Below are 18,919 nucleotides of genomic sequence, written 5' to 3'. Positions count from 1 at the left end.
TCGCCCCCTTTTTTACATTTGTATTCATATGAAACTTTTGTAAATACAATGGTAAAACGCTTTCATCTTCATGTCAATATATTTTTTAAGTTTTTTGTTTTTTCATAACACTATGCGTATTCCAACAGTGTTTCCGCGGTTTTGTCATCTGTTACCAGTACATCCAGGTATTTACTTTTAAGGGCAACATGAAGTCCTTCAGCCTTATAAGCTCCCTCTGCAATAGCTAAAACTTCAGGTATTTCTTTTATTTCTTCCAAATTTAATCCTATTACTCTATCATTTATTGGATGCCGAACAAGTTGACCATCCCTGTTATAAAAGCATGAATTAATATCGCCAACTGCTCCTGAGTCTTTTAATGTCCCAATATCTTGTTCATTTAAATAGCCCATTCCAACCATTGTTGATTCACTTGATGGGCTGCTTACACCAACGACTGCTATATCAACCTTTCTTCCCTCTTCCAGCACCGCAGCTACATCCTTAGAATTTTTAATAGCGTGTTTTAAATCAGCAGATTCAGCCACTGCGGGAGCATACAAGTAGGAAGAACTAGTATTTAACTGTTGCGCAAGCTGAAACGATAAATGATTGGAATGATAATGCACAAACCCCTGCCCCATCCCTCCGATCAATGGAACTAAATGAATATGACTCTGTGGCTGACTTTGAAATTCCTCTACAAAAGTAGAGATAGACTTACCCCAGGAGACTCCTATTGTGTTAATTTGATTTATTTTTTTAGATAGGTAGGCAGTTGCCGCTTGCCCCATACGACGTCTCACCATCTCCGGGCCCTTATTGGAGACGGAAACTACTACTGCTTCATGCAGTCCATACTTTTTTTCCAGATTTCGCTCCAATTCTACGGTATGAACGGTTTCGTCCTTCATATATACTTCTACAATATTTTTTTCTCTGGCTTGCTGAAGCATTTTAGAAATAATAGGTCTTGATAAACTTACTTTCTTGCAAATTTCGTTTTGTGTCCAACCTTCCAGATAGTAGAGTTTTGAAACTTTCGCAATTAAATTCCGCTCTTTTGCATCCAATCTATGATCCCCCTTGTTACATTCGTAAAAATTCGATGTCTTTAATAGTAACAACAAATTAAGAAATCGGAAAGCGATTTCATCACTTTATTGACTGATAATAATAAAAAAGATATACTGAATTCAACTAAATTTACAATTGAAATTATATAGAACATATGTAAAAACAAGCTAGATTGGAGGCCCTATCATGAACAATAAAACTTTTTCTGCATTGGACCGGAATTCCACGATTAAACAAATGGAGAACCAGCATTTTGACCTGTTAGTTATTGGTGGAGGCATAACGGGAAGTGGCATCGCATTAGATGCAGTAAACCGAGGTTTAAAAGTTGGATTGATTGAACGAAATGATTTTGCATCTGGAACAAGCAGCCGCTCAGGCAAATTGATACACGGAGGACTAAAATATTTACAGAAATTGGACTTTAACGTTATCAAAGAAATCGGAAGCGAACGCGACATCGTCTACAACAACGCCCGTCATTTAGTTTATCCGATTAAAATGAATTTCCCATTGATCAAAAAGGAATCTTATAATCTATTAACATTAAAAGCCGGACTTTCCTTATACGATCGCCTGGCTGGCGTAAAGAAAGACGAACGTCATACTATTTACGGCAAGAAGAAAACGTTGCAGCATGAGCCATTATTTAATCAAAAAACCGTTAATGGCAGCGGGGCATATGTCGAATATCGTACAGATGACAGCCGACTAACATTGGAAGTTGCTAAAACAGCAGCTGAAAAAGGGGCAACTGTCCTAAATTATGCCGAGATGACAGACTTTCTTCAGGATGAGAATAATTATGTCAAAGGCGCAATCGCTAAGGACCTTATCCAGGATCAGAATATTCGAATCACGGCAACGCATATTGTTAATGCGGCAGGTCCATGGGTCGATGAGGTTCGAAAAAAAGATCGCCCGATAACGGGAAAATACATGGTGCTTGCTAAAGGTATTCACATTGTTTTTGACCATCAATCACTGCCAGTCAAGTCTTCAATCTATTTCCAGCACAAAGGGCGCATGATTGCAGTAATACCACGAGGTAACCGCACCTATGTTGGATCAACTGAATCTATCTACAAACAGGATATGGATGATATTTACGTTAAATCCAAAGAAGTAGACTATTTAATTGACTGTCTGCATGCTATGTTCCCATCGCTGGACTTAGGAAAAAATGATGTCGTCTCAAGCTGGGCAGGGATTCGCCCGCTTATCGGAGAAGATGGCAATTCACCAGCTGAGTTATCAAGACACGATGAAATTTTTGAATCGGATACTGGACTGATTACGATTGCAGGCGGAAAACTAACAGGATACCGAAAAATGGCAGAGCGGGTATTACAGCATATTGAGAATAAAGACAGACGTGTGAAATCCAAAAATACAACAGACCAGGTTAAATTATCTGGCGGCCAATTTAATTCTCAGGAAGAAATCACTTCCTATGTGCCGCATCTACACGCTAAATTTAAACATTTGAATCTATCATTTGATGAGGTTAACGACTATGTTTTCCGATATGGCTCAAACACGGAAAATCTGCTTAAACTGATTGACCGGTATGACGACCGTTTTGAGGATAAAGAATTAAGAAATATCGCAGCAGAAGTAAGATATACAGTCGAACATGAAATGGCAGCATCATTAGCTGATTTCTATGATCGCCGTACAAGTTATCTTTTATTTGACCTAGATAAAGTAAAACGCACTTTAACAGTTGCCGCTGAGGAAATGGCGCAATTATTGGAATGGACTGAGTCGAGAATGAACGATGAAATTGGAAAAATGAATTACCAGGTTGAAAAAGCATTAACATTTGTTGAATAAAAAGGAGGAACAAGTTATGTATTCAGTTGCTCTTACTGATAAACAAACATTGGAATTGCAGGAACGGAAATATCCTGAGATTACTAGTGATGAAATATTACTCAAGGTTCATGCGATTGGCGTATGCGGATCAGACCTTCGAGTTTACCAGCATGGTGATGCCAGGGTTGATTTTCCAAGAGTTACCGGCCATGAAATTGCCGGTGAAGTGGTCGAATCAGGCAGCAATGTTTCCAGGTTTCAAACCGGCGACAGAGTAACCCTCGGCGCGCATATCCCATGTGGCGAATGTGTTTTTTGCCAAAAAAATGAGGGACATCAATGCGTAGAAGGAAAATCGATGGGATACCACGTTGATGGCGGATTTGCTGAATATGTTGTTTTGCCTAAGAAATTTGTTGAAAATGGCTCCATTCAAAAAATAGCTGATACAACCTCATATGAATTAGCCAGTTTGTCTGAACCTTTTTCATGTGTATTAAGCGGTTTATATGAAGTCGATGTAAAACCAGGAGAAAATGTGGTCGTCTACGGGGCTGGAGCGATTGGATGCATGTATATCGCAGCATTAAAAAAAATGGGTGCTGCCAAGGTAATTGCTGTACAAAGATCCGCTCCAAGACGACAAAATGCATTAGAAAGCGGCGCCGACATTGTCATTGATCCTACGTCAGCAAACACCGCGCGTGAAATTAGTGAAGCAACACAAGGACTGGGCGCTGACACTGTCATTGTCACAGCCCCTTCAACCGGAGTGCAAAAGGAAGCATTGGAAGTTGTGATGAAAACAGGAAAAGTGCTGTTCTTTGCCGGTATTAAAAATGTTACAGAAGTTCCGATTAATACAAACCACTTCATCTACAAACAGTTGAAGGTCGTTGGAACACATGGTGCACCACGTCATCTGCATATCGAGGCAGTAAAATGGATTGATGAAGGACTCCTTGATTTCTCATCCTTTATAACCCATACCTTTCCGTTAAAAGAGACGGACAAGGCCTTTGAAACGGCGGTAAGTAAAGAAGGACTCAAATGTGTTGTGAAGCCAACTGAATAATAATTTAAAAAAGGAATGGAGTCGGTTTGGTGCCAACTTCATTCCTATGATTATTCTTCCAGTAGAGCCTGAGCAGTTCGGTCATCGGTAATTAATACGTTTAAATACCCGCCTTTTAGCGCAGCTTCAATACTCTCCAGTTTGTATGAACCTTCAACAATTCCAATTACTTCAGGAATATTTCTAATCTCATCTAAATTCAGCCCGATTACTCGATTATTTAATGGGTGATCAACTTCTTTACCAACCGCATCAAAAAAACGTGAACTGATGTCGCCAACAGCACCGGCCTTGCGTAGAGATGCTAAATCACTTTCCTCTAAATAACCTATCGTCTCCATCGTTGAACTTTTAAACGGATTCCCAAGCCCAACTAAAGCCATGTCCACGTTACGGCCACGTTCTAATACATGTGCAATATCCTTTGAGTTAACAAGACGATTCTTCAGCTCATCATTCTCAACCATTGCTGGCGCATAAAGATATGAACAGGATGTATTCATTTTCTGAGCAAGGTTAAACGCAAGCTGATTGGAATGAAGGTGAACATAATCGCTCCCCATCCCTCCTACAATCGGCACAATATTAATATCATCCCTTCGTTCATAAGGATATTCTTCAATCAACGAAAGAAGCGTAGTGCCCCATGATATCCCAAGACTTTCAACACCTTTTAAATTCTTAGCAATATACGAAGCTGCCGTCTTCCCAAGCTGCCGCTTAGCCATATCCGGCGCAAATCCAGCAGTCGAAACAACAATAACCTCGTTTAATCCATATTTCTTTTCAAGCGTTTGCTCCAGTTCAACCGTTTGAACTGTCTCATCTTTAATATATATCTCAACAATTCCTTCTTTTTTGGCATTGTTTAACAGCTTAGAGATAACCGGCCGGGAGACATTATTTCGTGCCGCAATCTGGGCCTGTGTCCAACCCTCAAAATAATACAACTTGGCCACCTTTACCATCAAACGGCGTTCTTCCCAATTCAACATAATATCGCTCTTTTCTTCTAAATTTCTATTCTTAGTATAGCATTATATTCGAGTATGCGCTCGCATTGTTACATCCGTTCCACATAATTACCCTTGTAACGAGTTTACTGGGGATGATGCAATGTGTCAAGCTTATTGGGTGGAAGATTTTCGGCGGATGCCGAAAATGACCATTAATAGGGGGTCTGGATTTTGGTGAGGCTTGCTCGAGATTGGGTGGTCTCTCCCGTTTTGGTGGTACTGTCTCCCGGTAATTTGATGGTCTCTCCCGCTTTGGTGATGCTGTCTCCCGATAAATTGATGGTCTCTCCCGCTTTGGTGATGCTCTCTCCCGATAAATTGATGGTCTCTCCCGCTTTGAAGGTGCTGTCTCCCGATAATTCTATGCTCTCTCCCGCTTTGATGGTGCTGTCTCCTGGTAATTTGATTCTCTTTCCCGCTTTGAAGGTGCTGTCTCCCGACAATTCTATGTTCTCTCCGATTGAGTTCATATAATTGTGTAAAAAGAAAATAAATTAAAAAAGGGCCAAATTAATTTCCTATGATACAATGTTTAACAACCACGAAAAACAAGGAGGAATTAATTATGACCCAATTACAGTTTAACCTAGATATGGACTTTTTAAAAGACTCGTTAATGAATTCAAATATCGATAATGTTGTTAAATCTACTATTATTTTAGTATTAAATGGCTGACACCGAAAATCAAACATTAATTGTTAGCTATCCTCGTATGATCAGCATACCTCTTTATTTTACGGCTTCTTACCTATTGGAAGCATTTCGCCCCCATTTTTTCATATGCCAGTTTCTATTGCCAAGGTTGTACTGAAGCGGATAATCCTTTAACAACTTCGTCGCGATATTCTTCGAGTTGAAGCATAACCAACGCATGCACTCCGAGTTAGATATGCAGTTTTTTATAAGCAAAAAGTAGTCTTCGAGTGCCTGCTCATGCGCACTCTTTGAAAATAGATTACATCTGTTACATTTCCAACCGCTATGAACTCGCTCCATACCTAACCTTCCACATTCTGGACAGAACACTCCTGGTAACAGGTCCTTTAGTTTGATTGAGAATTTCTTCATAATATCCATATCAAACTCGTTGCATTCTTTTAAAATCATATTTCCTATTTTTCTGTCTTGAATTTTGTTAACACTTTGCTCGCTAAGCTGTTGTTCATTTTCCATTATCATGGAAGGAATACGTGCGGCATGAGCGACTACTTTTCCTAATGCTTCTGTGTCACCATTTACTTTAATTATGGTAGATGGTTCACTGATAACAACGAAGTAATAGATCGGGATGTTTGGAAGATTGTGCTGGGAGAGCCAGTTCAGAAGATGAAATCGTTGGTTTTGGACTTGGGTAATAGGATATTCAAATCCTTTCTCAACTTTTCCATCGCTCCTGGTCATTTGTTTAAGAGTTGTATCAAAGGTTATTGTGTCATTATAGTTTTTCGAATCAACAATATAGATCGCCTGCTGCGAGAGAATCAGTGAATCAATTTGCACATTTTTTCCGTTCACCCTCAAATAAACATCCTGCAAAATAGTACAGTTTGTTGCAAGGTAATCCAAATAGTAATCAACTTTCAATTCTCCACTAAACCCTTTCTGTTGTATTGCTGCTGCTTCCTTCATTGCTTTCAATTGTGGAAAATCGGTCGGCAGCCGGGGAATTGCTGCATCTAATTTCCTAAGTGGAAGTGGTTTGGTCCGTTTTCTAATATTCATTTCCATTACTCCTTGATATCTTTTAGGTTATCATATACCGCTTTTTCTCATATGGAAAATCCCTAAAATTCACTTCTATCTCGAATAAATCAGATTTTGCTTACATTCAAATACCAGAAAATATGATTACCCTCTACTTAAGTTAGATTTCAGCTATTTTTATGCTAGTAAAATATTAATTTTATAGTTTTCAAAGAGAAGAGAATTATTCGGAAAGCTTTCAAAAATCACCCATATAATTGCTAGAAATATGACAATATCTAACAAAATATTTCCCCGGAAATAATTTTGTCGGTATTTGTTTGATAGATACTAACACACTAAAGGACCAGCGCACCCCCGCACTGGTCCTCATTATTATACTAATTCAACTTCCTGCACATTGCGTTCTACTACGCGTGCGCTTTTAATAGTTACTAGATTTCCGCCCGTTGATGTGAAAGCATCTTGTGCGATGACCTCGTCCATTGCAGCCTTGACTGCAACTGGGTCAACAGGCTCAATTGGCTTCTCCAGTGAATATGTTACTGTTTTGCCTTCAGCGTTTAAAAATTTAAGTTCAAGCTTCTTCATTGTATTCCCTCCCTTCCCTATTTTTTAGGAATGTGATCGATTATGCTCCTCTTAGTTCGGAACTGTCTTTTCGCTCGATGCTTAAAAGCGGGCGCTGCTGCAAAACGACAACTGCGTTTGCGATTGAGTATAACTGATCAGCTGTTGCAGCAATCTTTACGTTGTTGAAGCTTTTTGTTTTGAAAAGCTGCTTCCCTGATATTTCGTCAATGCCGTCATCCAAAACAAGGCTCATTCGTGACTTCATCATTTGTGCTACTGCCATGTCGGACACCTCCTTTCACACATACTATCGAATCCCACAACTAAAAAGTGGCATCAGTAAATAAAAAAGTTTTTTTCGACATATATGCCACTTTCTTGTCTTAAGAATCGATAGTACTTAAAAGAAAGGGATTTTCTGCTTTAGCAGAAAATGACCTGTTGAATTCCAATAGAGAGTAAGGAATCATCTATTTTCCAGGACCTGTAAAAATATGATAACGGAGGATTACTGCTATCAAAGCGGCTCCTCTATTTTATGGGAGTGCCCGACTGGATAGGAACTGGAAGTCGAAAAACAGTCTTCAAGGTGTATTGCGGAATACAAAGGGAGAAGTTGTGTTAGATTTATCCGGGACTTACAGAATGGTGGCTGTCACTTGAAAACTGATCAAAAAATCAACCGCTAAATTTGAACTTTTTGTGTCTTTTTTCTAAAAGAATTGTTACAATAAAAATAAGAAAACGGTTCCATTATCAAGTTTAAAGGAGATGATTTTCATGGGCATTATAGTGATGTTCATGCTTTTAGCAACAATAACACCGTTTTTATTCATTCGTTTAAATAAAATAATACCCGCAATACTGCAGGGGATTTTAGTCATCGGCATGTGGTTTTATTATATTGAAGCAGCATTTAATGTTGCACCTGGAGCATTTTCATTTCTATGGATTGTGTTCTATGGCAGCCTACTCCTTGCTGAAGTTGCATGGGTGATGTTCATTATTAAATCCATTAACTTCGCGATGGTCCAAGCGAAGACGTACCGCGAGCAAAAGTTAAGAGATCCAGTTAGCGAATTGTAAAACAAAAAGCGCATAAACAAAACCCCGTTTCTTCCATTTGAAGAAACGGGGTTTTGTTGGCTCTAAAATCTCATTCCTGCATTTCCTGCTCCACTTGCGGTTCATCCTGCTGCTGGTTATCCATGTCCATTTCATGACTGAATCCAAATGACATGGTGAACAGGGAACCAGCGACAACTATGCCAACCATGATTGCTCCGTGAAACATCATATTCCATGGTGCATGGCCGACACCTTCTGTTTCTGTCAGGTGCATAAACAAAAACAGCTGAATGGCTGCCTGAATGACGGCCATCACCAGGATTCCGGCAATAATCCATCCAACAGGCAAATTCGACTCAAGTGCAACCCAGGCCGCTGCCACTGTTAAAATGAGTGACAAAAGAAAGCCGATAATGTGTTTAATTGGTATTTTTCCGGCGTGTTTTTTTTCCATCTTACATCACCATCCCAAATAAATAGACACACGTAAAAATGAAAATCCAGATAACGTCCAAAAAGTGCCAGTACAATCCGACAACAAACACTTTTTGACTAGTAACCTTTGTTAAACCACGTCTAGCAATCTGTAGGATCAAAAGAAGCAGCCAGCCCGCGCCAAAGGTCACGTGTACGCCGTGTGTACCCGCGAGAATAAAGAAGGAAGACCAATACGCACTTGTTTGCAGCGTGACACCCTCATGCGTATAGGTAATAAACTCATCTATTTCCAGACCAAGAAATGATAGTCCCAGCACCAGGGTGATAATCAGCCAGGTGATCAGTCCTTTTTTAGAACCTCTGCGCATTTCATGAATACCAACGCCGCACGTGAAACTGCTTGTCAGAAGAACAAACGTCATCAGCAGGGCACTTTTGGCTTCATATATTTCGCTTGGTGTTGGTCCGTCAGCGGTTCGCCCAATCAGAACGGCATACGTTGCAAACAAGGTTGAAAATAAAACCACTTCAGCTGCAAGGAATATCCAGAAACCGGTAATATTTAATCTTCCCTGTTCGGTACGATATTCCATCGGGCCGGTCTTGAGATCATGTTTACTCATTATTTAACCCCCTTGCTGAACGTTCGATGCGTTTGATTTCCTCGACTCCAATGTAATAACCTTCATCATATTCAAACGACCGCAAAATCATAACAATAATGCCGCCTGCCAAAAAGATCGCTGCAGGTATAATCCATTCAAAGACCACTGCAAAGCTTGCACAGAACAGTAACGCCATCAGAATAAATGGTTTTCCTGAACTGCTTGGCATATGAATCGGTTCCAGCTTGCTTTCATCAAAGGTTGTTTCTCCTTTACGTTTCATTTCCAGAAATGCGTCATACCCTACACGATCCGGAAACGTTGCAAAATTGTACGGCGGAACCGGTGTTGGCGTGGCCCATTCAAGAGTTCTGCCATCCCAGGCATCTCCGGTTTCCTCCCGTTTGCTGTGCCGGAAGCTGTAATAAATGGCAAACACAAAGATAGCAAATCCTGCACCCATCCCAAATGCGCCAATCGTTGAGATAAAGTTAAGCGTGAACCAGTCCGGCGCTGAATGGAATACTCTGCGCGGCATACCGTCCAGTCCTGTGAAAAACTGTGGCAAAAAGCAAACATGGAAACCAATCAAGAAGAACCAAAAAGCCCATTTACTTAATGTTTCATTCAGCTTATGCCCAAACATTTTCGGATACCAGAAAACCAGTCCCGAGAAGCAGGCAAACACTGTACCCGGGATCAATACATAGTGAAAATGCGCCACCAAAAAGTACGAATTATGGTACTGATAATCCGTTGCCGCCATACCAAGCATAACCCCGGTAATACCACCGATAACAAAGCTTGGAATAAACGCCAGTGACCATAGCATGGACGATGTAAACTCTATTCTCGACTTATACAACGTTGCCAGCCAGTTGAATATTTTAACCCCGGTTGGGACAGCAATCAACATCGTTGAAATTGAAAAGACTGAATTGACAAATGCCCCTGCACCCATTGTAAAGAAATGGTGTACCCAGGTTGTAAAACTCAAGCCAGCAATAACGATAATCGACCAGACCATCACGTTATAGCCAAACAACCGTTTTCGTGCAAACGTAGTAATAACTTCCGAAAAAATTCCGAATGCGGGCAGCACAACAATGTAGACTTCAGGGTGTCCCCACATCCAGAACAGATTTGCCCACATCATCGGCAAACCCTCACCCATCAGTGTAAAGAAATGCGCACCAAATATACGATCAATCGTCATAAGCGCAAGTGCTACCGTCAAAATCGGGAACGCAAAAATAATGATGAATGTCGTGATCAAGGTGGACCAGGTGAAAATCGGCATCTGAAACAATTTCATCCCAGGTGCACGCATTTTCAATATGGTAACCATCAAGTTAATCCCAGTTGCTAGTGTACCAATACCGGCAAGCTGCAGACCCATCAAATAGAAGTTCTGTCCCGGCCCCGGACTCATTGCCGCTCCTGCCAGCGGTGCATAACCGGTCCAGCCGGCATCAGGGGAACCACCGATAACAAATGACAAGTTAAACAGCATGGCCCCGAAGAAAAACGACCAGAAACTAACGGCGTTCAAAAACGGAAACGCAAAGTCCCTTGCCCCAATTTGCAGGGGAACAATAATATTCATTAAACCGATTAGAAACGGCATTGCCATAAAAATAATCATGATGGTACCGTGTGTGGTAAATACTTCGTCATAATGCTGTGCGCCCAAGAAATTCATATTTGGAAATGCCAGCTGTACGCGGATCATCATCGCGTCCATTCCACCACGAAACAACATGGCCAACGCACTTAAAATATACATAATACCAATTTTTTTATGGTCAACTGTGGTCAGCCATTCGCGCCACAGCCATTTCCATTTTTTGAAATAGGTAAGGATGAAAATAATAGCCGAAGTTACCATGAAAATAGCAACCATACCAGCGTATATAAGCGGTTCACCCGTTACCAGCAATTGATCAAGACCCATTGTTTCACCTACTTTCGTCGTATATTACTCCCAGTCATCGTGATACTTGGTACGATGTTCGGCATCATTTTCCAGATGCCTTTTTTCTTCATAGGTATCTTTGCCATACCGTTTAATGGCATAATCCATATCCGTCAGACTTCCATGATCCACCCATTCCAGATGTGTGGACGAAAAAGTGGAACGGCCAACAACACTCGGTGCCAACAGCTTATCGTACTTTTTCTGTGTCAGTTTTGGTGCGTTCTGCTGCTTGGACTCCACCCAATCGCTGAATGCCTTGCTGTCTTGGGCGTACACGTTAAAAGTCTGCTCCGTGAAACCGACACCGGTAAAATTGGAGTTTTTCCCTTCAAAGACACCCTTCTCGTCTGCCTGCAAATAAAGAATATTCTCCATCCCGGCCATATTGTACATTTGACCGCCTAATGCAGGAATCCACAACGCCGCCATCGAACCAGTAGATGACAAGCGGAATTCAACCGCACGATTTGTTGGAATGTGCAAATAATTGACCGTTTCAATATTCTGTTCCGGATAACTGAAAAACCATTTCCAATCAGAAGAGGTTGCATAAATTACCAAAGGCTCTTTACCGCTAGAAGATTCCGGCGGGTCCTCCAGATCATACAATGTTGTGACAGTCGGAAAGGCCAATGCTCCAACGATGATGATAGGAATAACGGTCCAAATCGTCTCAATAAGCTTGTTCCCATGCATTTCCGGTTTATAACTGTCCTCACTTCGATTTTTTTTATTCTTGCGGTATTTAAACATAATGATCGTGAATGGTATCCAAACCATCAGGCAAACGGCTCCCATAAAATAAAGCGAGTAAATAATCAAATCCTTCTGCTGCCCTGCAACAGGACCCTTTGGATCAAAAACAACCATTTGCTCACATCCGCTAAGCAAAAAAACCATTCCCAAAAACAATAAACTGTACCATTTTTTAGCGTGCCTTTTCCATAAATTCATGAAATACCCCCCTGCTGTCATCATTGTTTAGAAAAATTGGCCTATTCGTTAAAGATATTCTTATGAAAGCGTATTTTGCTTTCTTAGAACCCCATATACTCTGAAGTGCAAGTCTTAATAGCGGAAGCCCTAGTTGCACTTATGCAGTAAGAAAGGATTTATACATACTTAACTGCTAAAAACATATAATCATTTCTTTGAATAAGATAACAAATTTCATACATTTTTGCGCCAGGTTAACTCCCGATTTTAAGCATCTTCAAAAATTTGTTAAAAACTTGTTACAAAATTTTCGTTCTTTTAACCGCTTTCCTTAAGTTTAATCACTTTACAAAAAAAGATATGTGTTATAGGAGGATCTATGGTATGTGCTAAATAAAACTATCAGCAGTTTAGGCTTCGCTCTAGTTTGTGCGTTGCTCGCTCGTGTTTGCGCGCTGCTCGCTCGAGTTTGCGCGCTCCTCGCTCGAGTTTGGGCGTTGCTCGCTCGTGTTTGGGCGCTGCTCGCTCGAGTTTGAGCGCTGCTCGCTCGAGTTTGGGCGTTGCTCGCTCGAGTTTGGGGGCTGCTCGCTCGAGTTTGAGCGCTGCTCGCTCGAGTTTGGGCGTTGCTCGCTCGATCCCAAACAAAAAAAGAGTAAGCAACATAAAAGTGCTTACTTTTTGATAAAACTTTATTCCTGTATGAATGGGTCTTTTCACACCGCTCATTTACCTGTTTATCAAGATGAATAGCCCTAATATCCTGTTTACCAGAGTAAACCGTAGTGTTTTTTGAGATTGGAGTTAGACCGGTTCGTGAAGAAGAAACAGTTGCGATAATGAGGTTTATTGAGGAAGCGAATGGGAGGCGAAAGTAGAAGATTTTTAGCGGTTGTCGAAAATCTACATCCTTTGAATAGGGCTGTCGCGCGAGTTGCGGTGCTTGTCGCGCGAGCTAGCCGCACAAATCAAACAATCTATGCGAGCCTTCTTTGACTAAACGTTTGATCAAGTAATTAATCCGATCCATCCTGAGTCCATGGAGGCAGATTATAAACGTCGAATGTAAGTCTATCGCACAAAACATCCTTCCTCCTCCAATATTGACATTAATCAATCATTTTTAAAATTTTATTGACAATTAATTATCACGATGATATGATTCTTTTAAGTTAGATGTAAGCGCTTATTATTTAAGAATTATAAAATCTGAAAGGGGTTTATCGAGTATGAAGAAGCGTATAGTGTATTTAGGGATTTTGGTATTAGCAATTATTGGACTTACTGCATGTGGAGATGATGCAAGCGGCTCAGGTTCAGAAGAAACATATGAGTTGAAATTTGGTATGGTCGCTGGAAATCAGCAGGTTGAGTATAAAGCTGCTGAAATATTAAAAAAGTATGTGGAAAAAGAAAGTGACGGACAAATGAAAGTTAAGATTTATCCTAGCTCACAGCTTGGAGATGACCGTGCTATGCTTGAGCAAACAAAAGAAGGATCACTTGATATTACTTTAGCTGAAGCAGGACGTTTTGGAATTTGGGTTCCACGTGCATCACTACTGGGGCTTCCATATGTGGTAGATAACTTTGAGCAACTAAAGTCTGCAATTCATAATACTGAGTATGGAAAAAACTTATTAAGTGAACTTGAAAAGGATTATAATTGGAAAGTTGTTGCAACAGCTTACAATGGAACGCGCCAAACCACTTCTAATCGCGCCATCAAGTCTATTGATGATATGGAAGGTTTGAAATTGCGTGTCCCTGAAGCAGATACCTTACTTGACTATGCAAAATACACGGGTGCTTCTCCAACACCGATGGCATTTACAGAAGTGTACACTGCCCTACAGACAAATGCTGTTGATGGACAGGAAAATCCACTGACTACTATCGACGCACAGAAGTTTTATGAAGTACAAGACTATCTTGCAATGACTAACCACGTTATCAATGATAATAATTATGTCGTTAGTACGCATACATTGGAAAAACTGCCGGAAGATTTGCAGCAGATTCTTATAGATGGTGTTAATAAGGCTGCTGAAGAACATACAAAAATGGTAAAAACACAAGAAGAAGAGCTAATTTCAAAGTTTGAAGAAGAAGGAGTTACCGTAACAAAACCAGATCTTGCACCTTTTAAAGATGCTGTTTCAGAAGCATATCCAAAGTATCTGAAAGAAATTGGAGATGGAGCAGAAGACTATTTGAAACAAATTAGGGAAGCAAAATAAAACAAATCAGGTGAATATCATGAAAAGATTTTTTGCTAACCTGGAAGAAATTATCGGAGGGTCATTATTCATTGTAATGTTAATTGTTTTGACCCTCCAGATCTTTTCAAGGCAGGTTTTAGATGCACCGTTAACATGGTCAGAAGCATTAGCTAAATTTATATTTGTTTACGTCGGTTATTTATCAGTATCATTTGGAATCAAAGAGCACAATCATGTGCTCATTGATTATTTTGTTAACAAATTTCCCAAAATTATCCGGGATACAATTTACTATGTGTTTCAGGTTCTTATTTTTATTGTGATTTCTGCTATGGGGTATTTGGGGTACGTAATGGCAGTTCGTAAGGTACCAGTAGAAATAGTTTCATTAAATATATCTTATATGTACATGTACGTTGCCTTACCGTTAATTTCTATTCTAATGCTTTATCGTTTGGTTGAAGTAAATGTTAAAAAATTTAAGAACAAAAGTGAGGTGAAATAAATGAGTGCATTAACTATACTAATCGGGTGGCTAGCGCTGTTACTATTAGGGATGCCGGTCGGGTTTACTTTAATACTTGCTGCACTCGTTTATTTTGCTACAAATGATTGGGCTTTAGCGTATTTTTCCGCTGCTAAACTGATAGACAGCATTGATACCTTCTCCCTTTTGGCGGTTCCTTTTTTTATTTTAACAGGATCATTAATGAATTCATCAGGAATTACCGAGCGTATTTTCAATTTTGCTAAATCAATTGTTGGACATTTCACAGGAGGGTTAGGCCATGTGAATATCATGGCAAGTCTTCTTTTTTCCGGAATGTCTGGGTCTGCCCTGGCAGACGCTGGCGGAATTGGTCAACTGGAGATTAAATCAATGCGTGATGAGAAATATGATGATGATTATGCAGGAGGATTAACAGCTGCTTCAGCTATTATCGGCCCAATTATCCCCCCAAGCATTCCATTAATTATCTATGGCGTTGTTTCAGATCAGTCTATCGCGTCACTGTTTTTAGCGGGTATTATCCCTGGACTTATCATGACTATTTCTTTGATGGTAGTAGCTTATGCTTTAGCGAAAAAACGAGGCTATCCCAAAGCGGAAAAGGCGCCAATGAAGATGAAATTTGTTCATTTCAGAAAGTCATTCTGGGCATTGCTGACACCCATAATTATTATTGGCGGTATTTTTTCTGGTTACTTCACACCAACTGAAGCTGCGGTAATTGCTACATTGTACGCAATGTTTTTAGGTTTTTTTGTTTATAAGGAGCTGACACCTAAAAAGTTCTTTATTAATGTTGTTGATTCGATGCGCCTGACAGGAATTGCAGTTTTAATGATTATCGGTGTTGAATTTTTCGGGCAAATGATTGCACATGAACAAATTCCTATTAAGATTGCTGATTTCTTTTTGACAATATCCGATAACCCTATCATATTGTTATTGCTGATCAACTTACTGCTAATCTTTTTGGGAACATTTATTGAGTCTCTGGCATTATTAATTCTTTTAATTCCTATATTAGTGCCGGTAATTATAAGTGCAGGTGTTGACCCTGTTCATTTTGGAATTATTGTTATTCTTAATTTGATGATCGGTATTTTAACACCTCCAATGGGGATGGCTTTGTTTGTAGTTTCAAAAGTAGGAAATATTCCAGTTCATACAATAACACGAGGAGTTATCCCGTTTTGGATTCCATTATTTGTTACACTGATAATAATCACTTTATTTCCGCAGCTTGTATTATTCTTACCTAACTTATTGAATCCTTAAAGCTGCAAATTAGGAGGAAAACGACTATTAAAGTGTTTTTCTCCTTTTTATCAGCTTTACACAACAAAACGAAGGGGTGTTTAAAATTGCCTGATAATCTATCCAACGGAAATCAAAAAAAACCTTCCATTATAATGGAACAAAATAAGCAAAGTTTTACTAAATCAGAACAAAAGATTTATACCTACATTAGTGAAAACAGGGATAAAGTAATTTATGATTCACTTACTGAATTATCCGAGGCATGCGGGGCGGCAGAGGCTACAGTATTGCGCTTTTTCCGTAAGCTTGGATTCAAAGGGTTTCAGGATTTCAAATTCTTATTGGCACAGGAGCAGGCTTTTTCATCTAATCACGACAATGATGGTACATTTATCGAAAAAATTCGTAATCACATTATACAGGCAATAAACGATTCATCCGAAATTGTTAGCATGGAAAAATTGCAGCAATGTGTAGATCTTATCGAAGAATCCCGTGATGTTGTTATATTTGGTGTCGGTTCATCTGGAATTGCTTGCCATGATATGCACAATCGATTAATGCGTATCGGCAAACATTCAGAAGTTATTACCGATCCCCACTTTCAGGTAATGCGTGCTTCGACAATGACGGATGAAACTGTTGTTATCGCAATTAGTCTATCTGGTAGTACCAAAGATATTTTTGACGCTGTAGAAATCGCTAAATCCAATGAAGCTACTGTTATTGCACTGACAAACTATGTAAAATCACCGTTGACTCGTTTATCTGACTACGAGCTTTTATCCTCTGCAAAAGAGAGTCCATTAGACAGTGGTTCTCTCGTATCAAAAATATCACAGTTATACTTAATTGATCTTATTTGTACGGGACTTACGATGAAAAATGTAGATAAAGCAAAAGGCATCAAAATGGAAATCAACAAGAATACTGCAAACAAACTATATTAAACAACTTTTTTACCAAATGACAATTAACAATCATAAATATAAACTAATTGACACTTAATTTTCATAATGCTATACTACCCGTTGAATTAAGACGAAAAGAGGCAATAGTCAACTGAGGAGATTTCAAATGAACTTTCTGGAAAAAGTAAAAAAACAACTAATCGTATCATGTCAGGCACTTGAAGATGAGCCACTACACAGCTCGTTTATTATGAGCAAAATGGCGCTTGCCGCAAAACTTGGTGGCGCGGCTGGACTTCGGGCAAATACGGTCGAGGATATCCGGGCAATTAAACAGGAAGTCGAACTTCCTATTATAGGAATTATTAAACAGAATTACGGCAATAACGGGGTATTCATTACACCAACAATTCAGGAAATAGATGCCCTCTATTATGAAGGTGTTGAAGTCATTGCATTTGATGGAACACAACGGGAAAGGCCCGATGGCAAAAGTTTTATCCAATTCTATAATGAGGTCCGATCTAAGTATCCAGATCAACTTTTCATGGCAGATGTTTCTACTATTGATGAGGGTGTTAAAGCAGCGGAAGCGGGTGTTGATATCGTTGCAGTAACTCTTGCAGGATATACTCCTTACTCACAGAAAATAAAACCACTTGATTTGGTACAGGGGCTTATAGCAAAGGTTGATATACCGGTTATTGCAGAAGGAAATTTTGACACACCTGAAAAGGCAAAAAAAGCACTTGAACTAGGTGCACATGCAGTTGTTGTGGGGAGTGCAATTACCAGACCGAAATATATTACTGAAAAATTTTCTCACGCCATTAAGAATTAATAAAAAGATACCAGGGAAGGAAGATATATATGAAAGGTATTTACACAGCTTTACTATGTTCTTTTGATGAACAGGGAAATGTTAATGAAAAGGGTCTAAGGGAAATCGTTCGTTTTAATATTGATGAACAAAAAGTTGATGGCCTTTACGTAAATGGAAGCACAGGGGAAAACTTCCTTATCACAACAGAAGCTAAAAAGCGTATTTTTGAAATTGTAAAAGATGAAGCTGGCAATCAGGTAAAATTAATTGCTCAAATTGGATCACTGAATATCGATGAGGCAGTTGATCTTGCAAAGTTTGCTACCGACCTTAAGTATGATGCTATCTCCGCAGTAACGCCATTTTATTATAAGTTTGATTTTGAAGAAATTAAAGATTACTATGAAACACTTGTTGATAGTGTTGAAAATAATTTAATTATTTATTCAATCCCAGCTTTGACTGGAGTTAACATGAGTCTTGGCCAAATTGGCGAGTTATTGAATCATGACAAAATTATCGGTGTTAAATTCACTGCACCAGACTTCTTCCTGCTGGAACGGTTACGACACGCATTTCCAAATAAATTAATTTACTCAGGATTTGATGAAATGCTGTTGCCAGCAAGTGTCCTAAATATTGATGGTGCGATTGGCAGTACGTTCAACGTAAATGGTAAACGGGCACGTGAGATTTTTGAACTGGCACAAAGTGGTTCCCTCACAGAAGCGTTAGCGGTTCAAAAAACAACAAATGACCTTATAACAGCTATTCTTGATAATGGCTTATACCAGACAATTAAAGAAATGCTTAAAGTTAAAGGTGTTGATGCTGGTTATTGTCGTAGACCGATGAAGCAGCTTTCCCCTGAAAAGATCGCTCGTGCTCAGGAAATATCCGCAAAATATATATAAATGTATAGCATAA

19 protein-coding genes are annotated in these 18,919 nt (G+C 39.5%); 9 read left to right on the top strand and 10 right to left on the bottom strand.

Features of this window, described 5'->3' with window-relative positions:
• Positions 1-110: 110 nt before the first annotated feature.
• A complete protein-coding gene (locus tag ACE1TG_RS04550) occupies positions 111-1,055 on the bottom strand; it encodes a sugar-binding transcriptional regulator (protein ID WP_375051178.1) in 945 nt (314 codons plus the stop codon).
• 190 nt (positions 1,056-1,245) lie between these two features.
• Between ACE1TG_RS04550 and ACE1TG_RS04545 the strand changes: the two genes are divergently transcribed.
• Both ACE1TG_RS04545 and ACE1TG_RS04540 read left to right on the top strand, forming a co-directional pair.
• Complete coding sequence (locus ACE1TG_RS04545; protein ID WP_375051177.1) at positions 1,246-2,895, top strand: glycerol-3-phosphate dehydrogenase/oxidase; 1,650 nt, start codon at positions 1,246-1,248, stop codon at positions 2,893-2,895.
• A gap of 16 nt (positions 2,896-2,911) precedes the next feature.
• The gene (locus ACE1TG_RS04540) at positions 2,912-3,952 is read left to right on the top strand and encodes a zinc-dependent alcohol dehydrogenase (RefSeq protein ID WP_375051176.1); all 1,041 of its coding nucleotides are present in this window, start codon (positions 2,912-2,914) and stop codon (positions 3,950-3,952) included.
• Between the two features lie 50 nt (positions 3,953-4,002).
• On the opposite strand, the gene ACE1TG_RS04535 is transcribed toward ACE1TG_RS04540, so the two are convergent.
• From ACE1TG_RS04535 to ACE1TG_RS04515, 5 genes are all read right to left on the bottom strand, one after another.
• A complete protein-coding gene (locus ACE1TG_RS04535) occupies positions 4,003-4,947 on the bottom strand; it encodes a sugar-binding transcriptional regulator (RefSeq protein ID WP_375051175.1) in 945 nt (314 codons plus the stop codon).
• A 173-nt stretch (positions 4,948-5,120) separates the two neighbouring features.
• A complete protein-coding gene (locus ACE1TG_RS04530; protein ID WP_375051174.1) occupies positions 5,121-5,438 on the bottom strand; it encodes a hypothetical protein in 318 nt (105 codons plus the stop codon).
• A gap of 275 nt (positions 5,439-5,713) precedes the next feature.
• Positions 5,714-6,691 carry an NERD domain-containing protein gene (locus tag ACE1TG_RS04525; protein WP_375051173.1) on the bottom strand — a complete coding sequence of 326 codons (978 nt, stop codon included), beginning with the start codon at positions 6,689-6,691 and terminating at the stop codon, positions 5,714-5,716.
• A gap of 357 nt (positions 6,692-7,048) precedes the next feature.
• The gene (locus ACE1TG_RS04520) at positions 7,049-7,264 is read right to left on the bottom strand and encodes a DUF2922 domain-containing protein (RefSeq protein ID WP_375051172.1); all 216 of its coding nucleotides are present in this window, start codon (positions 7,262-7,264) and stop codon (positions 7,049-7,051) included.
• A 40-nt stretch (positions 7,265-7,304) separates the two neighbouring features.
• On the bottom strand, positions 7,305-7,529 hold the full coding sequence (locus tag ACE1TG_RS04515; protein ID WP_375051171.1) for a DUF1659 domain-containing protein: 225 nt from the start codon (positions 7,527-7,529) through the stop codon (positions 7,305-7,307).
• A 497-nt stretch (positions 7,530-8,026) separates the two neighbouring features.
• On the opposite strand from ACE1TG_RS04515, the gene ACE1TG_RS04510 reads away from it, so the two are divergent.
• Complete coding sequence (locus ACE1TG_RS04510; RefSeq protein WP_375051170.1) at positions 8,027-8,332, top strand: hypothetical protein; 306 nt, start codon at positions 8,027-8,029, stop codon at positions 8,330-8,332.
• 70 nt (positions 8,333-8,402) lie between these two features.
• Here ACE1TG_RS04510 and qoxD read toward each other — a convergent pair whose 3' ends face one another.
• From qoxD to qoxA, 4 genes are read right to left on the bottom strand one after another with little or no spacing between them, the layout of a single operon-like run.
• Positions 8,403-8,768: a cytochrome aa3 quinol oxidase subunit IV gene (gene qoxD / locus ACE1TG_RS04505; RefSeq protein WP_375051169.1), complete on the bottom strand. Its 366-nt coding sequence runs from the start codon at positions 8,766-8,768 to the stop codon at positions 8,403-8,405.
• Between the two features lies 1 nt (position 8,769).
• Positions 8,770-9,375, bottom strand: a complete 606-nt coding sequence (gene qoxC / locus ACE1TG_RS04500) for a cytochrome aa3 quinol oxidase subunit III (protein ID WP_375051168.1) — start codon at positions 9,373-9,375, stop codon at positions 8,770-8,772.
• Positions 9,368-11,311, bottom strand: a complete 1,944-nt coding sequence (gene qoxB, locus ACE1TG_RS04495; protein ID WP_375051167.1) for a cytochrome aa3 quinol oxidase subunit I — start codon at positions 11,309-11,311, stop codon at positions 9,368-9,370. The genes qoxC and qoxB overlap by 8 nt, the downstream gene beginning before the upstream one ends.
• Before the next feature lie 24 nt (positions 11,312-11,335).
• Complete coding sequence (gene qoxA, locus ACE1TG_RS04490; protein WP_375051166.1) at positions 11,336-12,289, bottom strand: cytochrome aa3 quinol oxidase subunit II; 954 nt, start codon at positions 12,287-12,289, stop codon at positions 11,336-11,338.
• Between the two features lie 1,208 nt (positions 12,290-13,497).
• On the opposite strand from qoxA, the gene ACE1TG_RS04485 reads away from it, so the two are divergent.
• The 6 genes from ACE1TG_RS04485 to ACE1TG_RS04460 all read left to right on the top strand — a co-directional run bounded on the left by ACE1TG_RS04485 (position 13,498) and on the right by ACE1TG_RS04460 (position 18,906).
• Complete coding sequence (locus ACE1TG_RS04485; protein ID WP_375051165.1) at positions 13,498-14,508, top strand: sialic acid TRAP transporter substrate-binding protein SiaP; 1,011 nt, start codon at positions 13,498-13,500, stop codon at positions 14,506-14,508.
• 19 nt (positions 14,509-14,527) lie between these two features.
• Positions 14,528-14,995: a TRAP transporter small permease gene (locus ACE1TG_RS04480; protein ID WP_375051164.1), complete on the top strand. Its 468-nt coding sequence runs from the start codon at positions 14,528-14,530 to the stop codon at positions 14,993-14,995.
• Complete coding sequence (locus ACE1TG_RS04475) at positions 14,996-16,276, top strand: TRAP transporter large permease (protein ID WP_375051163.1); 1,281 nt, start codon at positions 14,996-14,998, stop codon at positions 16,274-16,276.
• An 86-nt stretch (positions 16,277-16,362) separates the two neighbouring features.
• Positions 16,363-17,208, top strand: a complete 846-nt coding sequence (locus ACE1TG_RS04470) for a MurR/RpiR family transcriptional regulator (RefSeq protein ID WP_375051162.1) — start codon at positions 16,363-16,365, stop codon at positions 17,206-17,208.
• 127 nt (positions 17,209-17,335) lie between these two features.
• A complete protein-coding gene (locus tag ACE1TG_RS04465; protein ID WP_375051161.1) occupies positions 17,336-18,010 on the top strand; it encodes an N-acetylmannosamine-6-phosphate 2-epimerase in 675 nt (224 codons plus the stop codon).
• 29 nt (positions 18,011-18,039) lie between these two features.
• Complete coding sequence (locus ACE1TG_RS04460) at positions 18,040-18,906, top strand: N-acetylneuraminate lyase (RefSeq protein WP_375051160.1); 867 nt, start codon at positions 18,040-18,042, stop codon at positions 18,904-18,906.
• Positions 18,907-18,919 lie beyond the last annotated feature (13 nt).

Source organism: Virgibacillus sp. JSM 102003 (assembly GCF_041949995.1).
GTDB lineage: Bacteria > Bacillota > Bacilli > Bacillales > Amphibacillaceae > Lentibacillus.
This window is presented reverse-complemented; position numbering and strand designations above follow the sequence as displayed.